Source organism: Paractinoplanes toevensis (assembly GCF_018332695.1).
Taxonomy (GTDB): Bacteria; Actinomycetota; Actinomycetes; order Mycobacteriales; family Micromonosporaceae; genus Actinoplanes; species Actinoplanes toevensis.
Genome location: NZ_BOQN01000060.1, coordinates 1 through 11,575, shown reverse-complemented (window position 1 = coordinate 11,575; position 11,575 = coordinate 1). Strand labels below are relative to the sequence as shown.

Annotated in this window: 8 protein-coding genes and 2 pseudogenes; 5 read left to right on the top strand and 5 right to left on the bottom strand. The window is 69.9% G+C overall.

What is annotated here, in order from left to right; all coding sequences use genetic code 11:
- Positions 1-2: 2 nt before the first annotated feature.
- From Ato02nite_RS23245 to Ato02nite_RS23235, 3 genes are read right to left on the bottom strand one after another with little or no spacing between them, the layout of a single operon-like run.
- Entirely contained in the window at positions 3-2,021 is a 2,019-nt protein-coding gene (locus Ato02nite_RS23245) for a serine/threonine-protein kinase (RefSeq protein WP_246607328.1), read from the bottom strand.
- A 52-nt stretch (positions 2,022-2,073) separates the two neighbouring features.
- Positions 2,074-3,507 carry an RICIN domain-containing protein gene (locus tag Ato02nite_RS51795; RefSeq protein ID WP_246607327.1) on the bottom strand — a complete coding sequence of 478 codons (1,434 nt, stop codon included), beginning with the start codon at positions 3,505-3,507 and terminating at the stop codon, positions 2,074-2,076.
- A 34-nt stretch (positions 3,508-3,541) separates the two neighbouring features.
- Positions 3,542-4,591 carry a substrate-binding domain-containing protein gene (locus Ato02nite_RS23235; RefSeq protein ID WP_213008710.1) on the bottom strand — a complete coding sequence of 350 codons (1,050 nt, stop codon included), beginning with the start codon at positions 4,589-4,591 and terminating at the stop codon, positions 3,542-3,544.
- 127 nt (positions 4,592-4,718) lie between these two features.
- On the opposite strand from Ato02nite_RS23235, the gene Ato02nite_RS23230 reads away from it, so the two are divergent.
- Positions 4,719-6,134 (top strand): RICIN domain-containing protein, encoded by a 1,416-nt coding sequence (locus tag Ato02nite_RS23230; protein WP_213008709.1) that lies wholly within the window; start codon positions 4,719-4,721, stop codon positions 6,132-6,134.
- Positions 6,135-6,204: 70 nt separating this feature from the next.
- On the opposite strand, the gene Ato02nite_RS23225 is transcribed toward Ato02nite_RS23230, so the two are convergent.
- The gene (locus tag Ato02nite_RS23225; RefSeq protein WP_213008708.1) at positions 6,205-7,401 is read right to left on the bottom strand and encodes an MFS transporter; all 1,197 of its coding nucleotides are present in this window, start codon (positions 7,399-7,401) and stop codon (positions 6,205-6,207) included.
- Between the two features lie 176 nt (positions 7,402-7,577).
- Positions 7,578-8,876, bottom strand: a pseudogene (locus tag Ato02nite_RS23220) (M14 family metallopeptidase); the annotation flags it as partial.
- A gap of 129 nt (positions 8,877-9,005) precedes the next feature.
- On the opposite strand from Ato02nite_RS23220, the gene sigK reads away from it, so the two are divergent.
- The 4 genes and pseudogenes from sigK to Ato02nite_RS23200 all read left to right on the top strand — a co-directional run.
- Positions 9,006-9,596 carry an ECF RNA polymerase sigma factor SigK gene (sigK, locus tag Ato02nite_RS23215; RefSeq protein WP_213008706.1) on the top strand — a complete coding sequence of 197 codons (591 nt, stop codon included), beginning with the start codon at positions 9,006-9,008 and terminating at the stop codon, positions 9,594-9,596.
- Positions 9,593-10,321, top strand: coding sequence for an anti-sigma factor (locus tag Ato02nite_RS23210; protein WP_213008705.1), 729 nt, complete (start codon positions 9,593-9,595; stop codon positions 10,319-10,321). The genes sigK and Ato02nite_RS23210 overlap by 4 nt, the downstream gene beginning before the upstream one ends.
- A gap of 71 nt (positions 10,322-10,392) precedes the next feature.
- Positions 10,393-11,034, top strand: a complete 642-nt coding sequence (locus tag Ato02nite_RS23205; protein WP_213008704.1) for a fasciclin domain-containing protein — start codon at positions 10,393-10,395, stop codon at positions 11,032-11,034.
- 13 nt (positions 11,035-11,047) lie between these two features.
- Positions 11,048-11,575, top strand: a pseudogene (locus tag Ato02nite_RS23200) (hypothetical protein); the annotation flags it as partial.

The window sequence follows — 11,575 nt, the reverse complement described above, 5'->3', positions numbered from 1 at the left end:
CGTCATCGGGTGACCGCGACCGTCTGGAAGGTGGCCCACCCGCCGTCGGCAACGATGTGGCCCTGGTCTACCTGGAGGGCGCTGTGTGCCCCGGTCAGTTCGAACAGGCCGGAGTCGCCGGCCGGGGTCAGGTGCCAGGACTGGGCGGCGTCCCCGGGGCGGCAGGGCTGCATCCGGAGGCTGCCCTTGCGCACGTCGGTGACGCAGGATTCCGGCCCGGTGGCGGCGGCTACCGGCGACGCGACGATGACGACATGGTTCTTGTTCTCGTCCGTCCGTTTGCGGACCTTGGCCGGCTTCAATGTCATCCGCGTGGTCTCGGTGACGGCCGTCCCGGTGAAGTCCACCGTCCCGTCCGGGCGAGCGTCGAGGTGGTACTCGGCGCCGGCGTCGAGGCTCGTGGTGACGACGACGGGGACACCGAGCTCGATCGCGAAGCTCTTCAGTTCGGACAGGTTCGCGTCGACGAGCGCCGGGCCGGTGGTGGTGGGCGCGGCCGACGGCGATGGCGAGGTCGCGGACGGAGTCGCCGCCGACCCGAGTTCGCCGCGGTCGACGAGGGTGTACTTGTCGGCGAACTGAGGCTCGCCGACCTCGGCCACGTCGGATCGCTTGGCGTCGCTGTCCCACAGCACCCAGCCGTACTCGTTGCGGATGCTGTAGGTCGGCCGCCCCTTGGCGTCCTTGTCGCCGGTGGCGTCCACCGAGAACAGGGTGCCCTTGGTCGGGGTGCAGGCCGCACCCACCACCGGCGCGGCCTGTTCGCCCGGGATGATCCGCACCCCGAGACAGGTCTCCGGGCCGGCGTATCCCTCGTTGCCCAGCGACCGGATCAGGTATTCGACGCCGACCGGCTCGAGGACGAACTGCGACCGGGAACCGGTGCCGTCGGAGAGCTCGAGCTCGTCGCCGCCCCGGTCGAGCATGAAGTACCGGTCGGCCTTGCCGAGCTGGATCGAGAACCGCCGGTCACCGGCGAGGATCGCGGTGAGCCCGTCCACCGGCGCCGCCTGGGAAGCCGGGCCCCGGGCCGGGAGACTGCTGTCGCTCATGGTGAGCCGGTGCGCACCGTAGAGTCCGCCGGCCAGCAGCACGGCGAGAGCCGCGAGAGCGGCAGCGAACCGGCGCGGCCCGCCTCGACGAGGCTTCTCCGCCGGTGGTGCGACCTCGGCCGGGTCATCCGGCGGCGGGAGCGGGACGGGCGCCACCAGTCGGCCGCCCAGCAACGCGTCGAGCAACTGGCGCGCGGTCGGGCGCTGCTCGGGGTACTTGGCGAGGGCGGACTCCACCAGACCGCGCAGCGGCTCCGGCACCCCCGAGGTGTCCGGCGGCTGGGTGAGGATGCGCATGGCCGTCACGGTCGGGGACTCGCCGGCGAACGGGGTGCGCCCGGTGGCCGCGTAGGTGACCACCGCGCCCCACGCGAAGACGTCGGCCGCCGAGGTCACCTCCGCGCCGTACTCGGGATCGAAGCGTTCCGGTGCCATGTAGGCGACCGTGCCGACCATCTGATCGGTCCGGGTGTGCCGGCTGGTCGCCTCGAACGCCCGGGCGATCCCGAAGTCGATCACCTTGATGCCGCCCGGCGCGATCAGCACGTTGCCCGGCTTGAGGTCACGATGGATCACCCCGGCGCTGTGAATGGCGGTCAGCGCGGTGGCGATGCCGACCGCCACGCTCTGCAGGGCAGGCCCCGACAGCGGACCCCGGTCGCGCACCAGCTCGGTGAGCGACGGGCCGTCGACGAACTCGACCACCAGGTAGGGCGGGGTGTGCTCGGGATCGGCGTCCAGCACCGCGGCGGTGGAGAACGGCGGCACCTGCTGGGCCCGGCTGACCTCGCTGCGGAACCGGCCCCGGAACTCCGGGTCGTCGGCGAACTCCGGCCGCACCATCTTGATGGCGACCATCGACCCGTCCGCGGCGCGGCCGCGGAAGACCGTGCCCATACCGCCCTGACCGAGCCGGTCGAGGAGGTCGTAGACGCCGAGCCGGGTGGGGTCGCCAGGACGCAGCGGCATGCTCATGATGAGGTCTGAGCCTGTTCTGTTGATCGTCGCCGGGCAGCCTACTTCACGAGGCTGCCCGGGTCCACTGCTGGTTGGTGCCGCCGTTGCAGGTGTACTGGGTGATGTCGCCGCCGTCGGCCGTCGAGGCGCTGACCACGTCCAGGCACTTGCCGCTGTGCCGGGCCTTGAGCAGGTAGTAGGAGCCGGACGCGACCCACTGCCACTGCTGGTTGGTGCCGCCGCCGCAGGCGTACTGGATGACGTTGGCGCTGTCGGCGGTGGAGGCCGAGGCGACGTCGAGGCACTTGCCGCTGTTCTGGTTGACGACCCGCACGTACCCGGTGCCGAGGTCCTCGAACGCCCAGTTCTGGTTGAGGCCGCCGTTGGCGGCGTACTGCTTGACCTCGGCGCTGTTGGCCGTCGACGCACCGACCAGGTCCATCACCCTGCCGCTGTTGCGGTTGGTGACCCGGTAGTGGGCGAGCGTCGTGTTGCCACCGCCGTCCAGACCCCACGAGTAGCGCAGCTGGTCGCGGCCGGAGGCGTTGGTGGTGGACAGGCCCAGGCTGGTGCCGCTGCCGGTGATCTCCTGCAGGCGGTAGGGGTCGGCGATCCGGACGCCGGGCCAGTAGACGGTGCCGAGTCCTTCGGCGCGCGCCTCGGCGGCCGTGCCCCGGATGAAGGCGACGAAGCTGTCGCTGGTGGTCGGAGCGTTGTAGTTGCGGCCGTCGGTCATCGGCGCGCCGAACTCGGTGATCAGGACGCGATCTTTGTAGGCGCCGACGCTGGTGCGCAGCGATTCCCGCCAGGAGTCCTCGGTAGTGCGGCTGGAGTCGAAGAACTGGTAGGTGTGCCGGGAGATCAGCGTGCCGTCGAAGCGGGTGTCGCTGCCGATCGTGGTCAGCCGCTGGTTGTAGCCGGCCCCGCTGATGATCACCCGTCCGCGCGGGACGCCGGAGTAGTTGGCGAGCCACTGCGCCGCGATGTTCTTCCAGTCGGCGTCGCTGTACGCGTACGGCTCGTTCATGGGTTCGAAGTAGACGCCGGCGTTCGACGAGTACTTGGTCACGATCGTCTGCCACATCGACCAGAACTGGGTGGTGTTGTCGATGGACCCGTTCCGCGAGCTCGCCGCCTCCCAGTAGGAGAGGATGACCTTGAGCCCCTTGGCGGTGGCGGCGTCGATGGCGCCGGTGTAGGAGTTCCAGTACGCCCCGGACACGGTCGGATAGTTCACCGGCATCCGGATGGTGTTGGCGCCGAGGTTGTTGACGAAACCGGTCAGGATGCCGTTCGCCTTGGCCTGCGTGGTCGCGTAGCTGTCGCCGGTCGACAGCCCGCCCAGCACGAGGGTGTCGTCGACGAAGTTGTCGCGCTGGTCGGCCCAGTTGACGCCGCGGAAGCCGGAGGTGGCGGCGGCCGCGGGAGTGGCGGCGGCGGGCCCGGCCAGACCGGCCGCGACCAGGACGAGGATGGTGGCGTTCCGCAGTGTCTTCACGGGTGCCAGGGGAGCCCATGGCGGCAAGCCAACGCTACGAACCGAACCGAGACAGTCCGAACCGTTCAGAACCGAACGACGACTGCCGCACCACCAGTTCCGGGGCGACCAGCATGCCGCGGGCCGGCCGCCGGTCCCCGTCGAGCAGGCGGGACACGATCAGCTCCACGGCCAGCCGCCCGACGTGGTTCTTGGGTGGGCGGACCGCGGTCAGCGGCGGCTCGCCGAGGTGCGCGATCTCGTCGTCGTAGGAGATCAGCGCCAGGTCCTCGGGGATCCGGATGCCCTCCTCGGCGCAGACCTGGGCGACCGCCATCGCGTGCGGGTCGCTGTGCACGATGAGGGCCGTGCAATTGTGGTGGCCGAGCAACCCGGCGATGGCCCGCCGATCCGGTGGATCGTCGAGGAGGACCGGTGCCGGGCCCTGCCATCCCTCCAGGAGGTACACCGAGGTGGGGCTGCCCCGGGACACCAGCAGCCCGATCCGCCGGTGACCGTGCTCGTGCAGGTGGTGCAGGGCGATCTCGAGGCCGAGGGCGTGGTCACTGCGCACCCACTCGACCTGCTTCGACACCGTGGTCCACCGCCGGGGCTGCCGCTCGACCAGGACCGCCGGCACCGGCAGCCGCCCGATCCAGTCGATCATCGCGTCGTCCCCGTCGAGGCTGGGTGCCAGCAGCAGGCCACGCACCTCGCCGGCCTCGATGAGCCGGCCGATCTGCCGCCGGTCCTCGTCCGGGTCGTAGGTGGAGCCGCGCAGCTGGACGGTGACGCCGAGGGCGGCCGCGGCGGCCCGGGCACCGCCCACGATCGGCGGCCAGTAGAAGTCGAGGGACGGCACCACCATGCCGACGGTCAAGGTCTTCGAGGTCCGGGGCCGGCCGGCCGGGCGCACCCGGGAGGGCAGGGTCGCGCCGCCGTGCACCCGGGTGACCAGATTGCGGGCGGCCAGGGCGGCGATGTCGCGGCGGATGGTCAGCTCGCTGACGCCGAGGTCGCGGGCCAGCTCGCTGACCCGGACGGCGCCGTGCTGCTGAAGCTCGCTCATCAGGCGCTCGTGCCGTTGCACCTGAAAGAGGGCCATCGCGCGCTCCCGATTGTTTCGTGAACGTTAACATAGCGCTACATGCATAGATGGTCAACGATGTTCGAGTGGTTTCGTTCGTGAACGGATCGTGGCTTCCGCCGGAGGGCTCGGCTACGAACGGGACATGAAATGGCGACTCGCAATGCTTGGGGCGGCGCTCATCGTGACCGTCTTCGCCGCGCCCGCCCAGGCGGCGCCGGTCACCGTGGCCAACGGCACCCAGTTCACCGACACCTCCGGGTCGATCGTGCAGGCGCACGGCGGGGGAGTGCTGAAGGTGGGCTCCTATTACTACTGGTTCGGCGAGAACCGCAACGCCGACAACACGTTCCGGGCGGTCTCGGTCTACCGCTCGACCGACCTGCGCAACTGGGAGTTCCGCAACAACGTGCTGACCCAGTCGTCGGCGTCGGAGCTGGCGTCCGCGAACATCGAGCGGCCGAAGGTCATCTACAACGCGTCGACCGGCCAGTACGTGATGTGGATGCACAAGGAGAGCGCTACCGACTACAGCCAGGCCCGGGCGGCGGTGGCGGTGTCGTCCACAGTTGACGGCGCCTATGCGTACCAGGGCAGCTTCCGCCCGCAGAACACCTATATGTCGCGAGATATCATGTTGTTCAATGACAACGGTACGGCGTACATGATCTCCGCGGCCAACGAGAACTATGATCTGATGATTTATCGCCTGAATTCCTCCTTCACCGGCATAGCGGCAGTTGTCGGTAATTTCTGGCCGGGCGGGCATCGCGAAGCACCGGCCCTGTTCAAGCGGGGCAGCACCTATTTCATGCTCACGTCAGCCGCCACCGGGTGGAGCCCCAACCAGGCCCAATATGCCACCGCCAGCAGCATCTCCGGCCCGTGGACCGGCTGGACCAACGTGGGTGACTCGACGACCTTCAGCTCCCAGCCGACCTACGTGCTCCCGGTGCAGGGAACGTCCACGACCAGCTATCTCTACATGGGCGACCGCTGGGCCGGCGCGTGGGGCGGCCCGGTCAACGACTCCTCGTACGTCTGGCTCCCGATCGCCTTTCCGTCCGCCACCAGCATGAGCCTGTCGTGGTACCCGACCGTCACCATCGACACCGCGACCGGCACGATCACCGGCAACGCCGCCAGCTACTACCGGATCACCAACCGCAACAGCGGCAAGGTGATGGACACGGTCAGCGCGTCGACGGCCAACAACGCCGAGATCAAGCAGTACGCGTGGAACGGTGGCGGAAACCAGAAGTGGGAGTTCCAGGACGCCGGCGGCGGTTACTTCCGGATCGTCAACCAGAACAGCGGCAAGTGCCTCGACGTGGCGTCCTCGTCGACGGCCGACGGCGGCAACATCATCCAGTACGCCTGCGGCAGCGGCACCAACCAGCAGTGGCAGTGGGCCGCGACCGGCTCGTACTTCCAGATCAAGGCCCGGCACAGCGGCAAGTGCCTGGACGTGGTCAACGCCAACACCGCCGACGGCGCCGACATCCAGCAGTACACCTGCGGAAGCGGCACGAACCAGCAGTGGAGCCGCACCCAGTCCTGAACCGCGGGCCGGGGTGGGAGGTCCCGCCCACCCCGGCCCTTTTCTCCGGCCGCCTACCCCCGGCCTTTTCTCAGGCCGCCCGCAGCGGACGCCAGGCGAACGTCGCGATCACCACCATGGCCGCCGCCGCGATCCAGTACGGCGTGGTGATCGTCCAGACGCCGGCGAGCAGGCCGCCGATCAGCGAGCCGAGCGCGGCACCACCCAGATCGAGCAGCGCGTGGACACTGCCGACCCGGCCGCGCAGTTCCGCCGGTACGACCCGCTGCCGGATCGAGGAGACGATCACTCCCCACACCATGGCGTGCACGCTGAACACCACGATGACCGTCGCCGCTACCCACGGCGACCTGGTCATCGCGAGCGTCAGGTGGGTGCCGGCCTCGACGAGCAAACCGGTCCGCAGTACGGCGGCGGATCCGAACCGCCGGGCGAGCGCGGCGGCGACCGTGGTACCGAACAGCCCGCCCACCGCGAACGCGGTCAGCAGAACTCCGAAACCGACGCCGGCCAGCCCCAGCCGCTCACGGCAGTAGAGGACGAACACCGCGAACGCGGCGGCGAACGCGACGTTGCCGAAACCCATGCTCACCGCGAGGGTCCGCAGCAGTCGATGCCGCCACAGCCAGGCCAGCCCGGCCCGGATTTCCGCCCGCAACGATGACCGCTCGGCCGCGACGGGCACCGGGACCGGGCGGATGGTCGCGGTCAGGACGGCAGCCACCGCGAAGGTCAGCGCATCGAGGCCGAACGGCGCGGCCGCGGCGATCACGAACAGCCACGCGCCGAGCGGTTTGGCGACGAACTGGTTGCCGATCGTGAAGGTCGCGTACAGGCGGGCGTTCGCGCTCTCCAGCCGGGAGGCCGGGACCAGCGAGGGCAGCAGGGCACCCGTCGCGGTGTCGGCGAGGGTCTCCCCGCTGCCGAGCAGGAACAGGACGACGTAGACCAGGGCCACCGGGACGGTCCCGGTCGTCACCGCCACGGCCAGCCCGGCCAGTGCGAGCGCCCGGCCGGCGTTGACCGACACCACCAGGAGCCGGCGGTCGATCCGGTCGACCAGCGCCCCACTGACCAGGGCGAACAGCAACCACGGCAACTGCTGTGCGAACACCGCGCCGGCGATCAGCGCCGGGTTGTCGCTGATCGAGGCGATCAGCAGTGGACCGGCCGCCATGGTGACACCGTCACCGACGTTGGACACCGCCGAGGCGGTCCAGAGTTTGTTGAAGTCCGCGCCCAGACGCGCGGAAAGAAGGACACTCAAAACAGCTCCTCGAGCCGGAAGGGAAACGGTCGTCGGGGACCGCTCCGCGGCGAGGAGCACCGATCGGTGCGTGTGGTGCTCTCGCTACGAAGCGGAGACCGTCGCCAGGTCGATACGCATGTCAACTCCTAACGGTGGATCGGGGCCCCGCCCAGCGGGGCCCCTCATCATTCTTAGCAGTAGGTGTCTTCCTTGCCGATCACCTGGTACGGGCAGTCGGCCACCTGGGCCAGGATGAGTGCGGCCTCCCGGTTGCGGGCCGTCTCCCGGTTGATCACGCCGGCCGGCGGGTAGAAGCCGCCCTGGCCGGCGCTGGTCGGGTACATCTCGAACGTGTACGCGAAGATCTTGTACGTCCCCCACAGCCAGTCCAGCAGGTCGCCGTCGGTGATGTAGAGATCGCTGGACTGCTCGGCGGTGTAGTTGTTGGTGTCGGCCATCTGCTCGCCCAGGGTGCTCAGGGCGTTCGCGTCGTCCACCGTCATCCCGGCCGCGGTCGCCGAGGTGGTGTAGCCGTAGGGCCACAGGACCAGCTCGGAGTAGGTGTGGAAGTCCATCGCCGAGGTGATCTGCTGCTTGCCGCCGACCACCCGGCTCGCCACGAAGTCACGGATGACCTTGGTCTCGGGCGAGGAGAACGCGGCCGGGCCCCGGTAGGTGGCCGACGACGTGCTGCCCGACGAGCCGCCGCAGCAGCCCCACTTGAAGCCGTAGTTGCGGTTCAGGTCGGTGCCGACCGCCGAGGAACCGCTGTTCGGTTGCCGGTTCTTGCGCCACGATCGGTACGAGCCGGTGGCCACGTCGTACTCGGAGCCGTCCGGGTTGACGGTCGGCACGATCCAGATCTCCCGGCTGTCGACGATGTTCTTGATCCGGGTGTCGGTCGTGTAGTTGTCGGCGAACAGGTGCAGCAGGTAGACCGCCATCTCAACGGTCAGGTGCTCGCGGGCGTGGTGGTTGGCGTCGTAGAGCACCTCCGGCTCGGCCTCGTCGGTGCCGACGTTGTCGGAGATCTTCACCGCCACGATGTCCCGGCCCTCGTACGATTTGCCCAGCACCTTCTTGCCGGCGATCGCCGGATACTTCGCGACGATGTTGTTCACCTCGGTGATCGTCTCGGCGTAGTTGTGGTACGCCGCGTCCGAGGGCGGGAAGTCGTACGTCTGGAGGATCGGCTGCACGATGAAGCCCTGCCGGCGCAGGGTGCGCACCTCGGTGTCGGTCGCGGTGACCGTGACCACCTGGTGCTCCACGTCGTCGATGGCGGCACCGACCCGGGCGATCCGGTCGAGCTGCGCCTGGGTGCGTACGTCGTACACCTCGTATTGGGCCGGCGCCGGTTCGGCGACCGGGCCGGCTCCGGCCGGGCCGGCCCCGGCGAGGGTGGCGGTGGCACCGAGAATGGCGATGGCCAGGGCCGCCGTGGTGCGTCGTCTCATGAACGACCTCCGCAAGTGGGGGATTGATCCCCTCAGCCCACCAGGTTGTATAGATAGATACCAATCTCATTGCCTACCTCACTCGCGAGTGATGGCACCTATCCGCGGGCCACGCGGCTCCGAATAACCGTGAGCGGGACCGAACCCTCGCGGAGGATGGAGCACATGACCGAGCACAGCGCGAGCCGCCGGCTGTCGGCTGTCCCCGACAGTCCGGACGAGGCTGACCTGCTGGGTGCGGTGGCGCGGGGCGACGAAAAGGCCTTCGTGCGGCTTTACGACCTGGTCGCGCCGCGCGTCTACGGCCTGATCCGGCGGGTCCTGCGCGATCCCGGGCAGGCCGAGGAGGTCGCCCAGGAGGTGCTGGTCGAGGTGTGGCGGACGGCCGCCCGGTTCGACCGGGCCCGCGGCTCGGCGACCTCGTGGGTGTTCACCATCGCGCACCGCCGGGCGGTCGACCGGGTCCGGGCCGAGCAGGCCGCGGCCGACCGGACGTTCCGCTCCGGCAGTTCGTCGATCGACACGCCCTACGACGCGGTCGCCGACGAGGTGGCCGGCCGGCTGGAACGCCAGCAGGTGCGGCACTGCCTGGACGGGCTCACCGAGCTGCAGCGCCAGGCCGTCATCCTGGCCTACTACCAGGGCAATTCGTACCCCCAGGTGGCGGAGTTGGTCGGCGCGACACTGCCGACCGTGAAGGCTCGGATGAGAGACGGATTGATCAGATTGCGCGACTGTCTGGGGGTCGGGGCATGAGCGCCGAGATCCACGCCCTGCTCGGGGCGTATGTGCTGGACGCGGTGGACGACATCGAGCGCGCGGCGTTCGAACGGCACCTGCGCGAATGCCCGGAGTGCCGGGCCGAGACCGACGAGCTGCGGATGGCCGCCGCCCGGCTGGCCGACGGCACCTGGTCGGTCCCGCCGCCGCGGCTGCGGGAGAACGTCCTCGCGTCGATCGCCGCGACCCGGCAGCTGCCGCCCGCCCCGGCGTCGGCGCCGGCCCGGCCGGCGACCTCCCGCTGGCGGCGGGTGACGGCCGTGGCGGCCGCGGTGGTCGCGGTGGGTGCGTCGGTCGCGGTCGTTCAGGAGCAGCGGGTACGCGGTGAGCACGCCGACGCGGTAGCGGCTCGGGCGGCCGAGGCGCGGATCCAGGCCCTGCTCGCCGCCCCCGACCTGACCGTGCGGGAGCAGACCCTGACCAGCGGCGGCCGGGTGACGGTGGCCATGTCGCGCCTGCACAACGCCGGCGTGATCGTGCTGGCGGCCGACGCGGCCCCGGCCGGCGGCAGGGTCTATCAGCTGTGGACGGTCCGCGACGGCAACCCCGCGTCGGCAGGGGTGCTCGTGCCGGGACAGTCGGCGATCGTGCAGATCGTCGACGGCATGCCGGGCGCCTCCGACGTCGGCGTGACGGTGGAGCCGCCGAAGGGTTCGCTCCAGCCGACCACGTCGATGATCGCCGATCTGAAATTGACCTGAGATTCCACCTATCCGCGGCCGGGTTCGCTCCGAATTACTGGTGTTCGCCCCCAATGATGGAGGAATACACCATGCGTGCAATGAAGTTCACCGCAGTCGCCGCCGCCCTGGCGTTCTCGGTCTCGCTCGCCGCCTGCGGCAGCGACGACGACTCCTCGTCGGACGGCGCGGCTGCGGCGCCCACCATGACCACGGCGGCGCCCAGCATGGCGGCCTCGACCCCGGCCGACTCGATGGTCAACTTCGGAACGGGCTGTGCCGCCGTGCCGACCGACCCGTCCGACAAGGGCAGCTTCCAGGCCATGGCCCAGGTCCCGGTAGCCACCGCGGCCTCCGGCAACCCGCTGCTGTCCACCCTGGTCACCGCGGTCAAGCAGGCCGGCCTGGTCGACTCGCTCAACTCGGCCGACAACATCACGGTCTTCGCGCCGACCAACGACGCGTTCGCCAAGATCCCGGCGGCCGACCTCAAGAAGGTGCTGGCCGACAAGAAGACGCTGACCAGCATCCTCACCTACCACGTGGTCTCCGGGAAGCTGACCCCCGCTGACCTGGCCGGCACCCACAAGACCCTGCAGGGCGGCGAACTGACCGTCAGCGGCAGCGGCGAGGACTTCAAGGTCGACGGCGCCGCCTCGGTGATCTGCGGCAACGTGCAGACCGCCAACGCCAACGTCTACATCATCGACTCCGTCCTGATGCCGAAGAGCTGACGGCGAACAGCCGATGACGAACAGGCTGATGGAGACCGATCCGGCGGGGATCGGCCTGAAGCGGAGCAAGCTGAGCGGTCGCACGCTGACGCGGTTGCGGCACGCCGTTCCCGGCGCGGTCGCCGGGATCATCGCCGCGGGCTTCGGGGTCGCGGTCGCGGAACTTCTCGCGGCCGCGACCCGGCCCGAGGCCGGACCCCTGGTCGCGGTGGGCGGCGCGGTCATCGACGCGACCCCGACCCCGATCAAAGAATTTGCCGTACGGGAACTGGGCACCAACGACAAGCCCGCCCTGCTGACCGGCGTAGCCGTGGTGCTGGCCCTGCTGGCCGCGGTCACCGGCATTCTCGGCCGGCGGCACCGCCTCGCGGTGGTGGCCGGCGCGACCGTGCTGGGCGCGGCCGGAACAGCCGCCGCCCTGTCCCGCCCGGCCGGCACCGCATTCGACGCCGTCCCCTCCCTGCTGGGCGCGTTGATCGCCGGCCTGACCCTGTGGTGGTTGCTGACTCGGACCGGAAAAGCACCGGCCACCGGCTCGGCC

Excerpts from the sequence above, each read along its gene's own strand:
- Ato02nite_RS23245 (WP_246607328.1), bottom strand. The coding sequence starts at position 2,021 with ATGCCGCTGCGTCCTGGCGACCCCACCCGGCTCGGCGTCTACGACCTC.
- Ato02nite_RS23235 (WP_213008710.1), bottom strand. The coding sequence starts at position 4,591 with ATGGCCCTCTTTCAGGTGCAACGGCACGAGCGCCTGATGAGCGAGCTT.
- Ato02nite_RS23230 (WP_213008709.1), top strand. The coding sequence starts at position 4,719 with ATGAAATGGCGACTCGCAATGCTTGGGGCGGCGCTCATCGTGACCGTC.
- sigK (WP_213008706.1), top strand. The coding sequence starts at position 9,006 with ATGACCGAGCACAGCGCGAGCCGCCGGCTGTCGGCTGTCCCCGACAGT.
- Ato02nite_RS23210 (WP_213008705.1), top strand. The coding sequence starts at position 9,593 with ATGAGCGCCGAGATCCACGCCCTGCTCGGGGCGTATGTGCTGGACGCG.
- Ato02nite_RS23205 (WP_213008704.1), top strand. The coding sequence starts at position 10,393 with ATGCGTGCAATGAAGTTCACCGCAGTCGCCGCCGCCCTGGCGTTCTCG.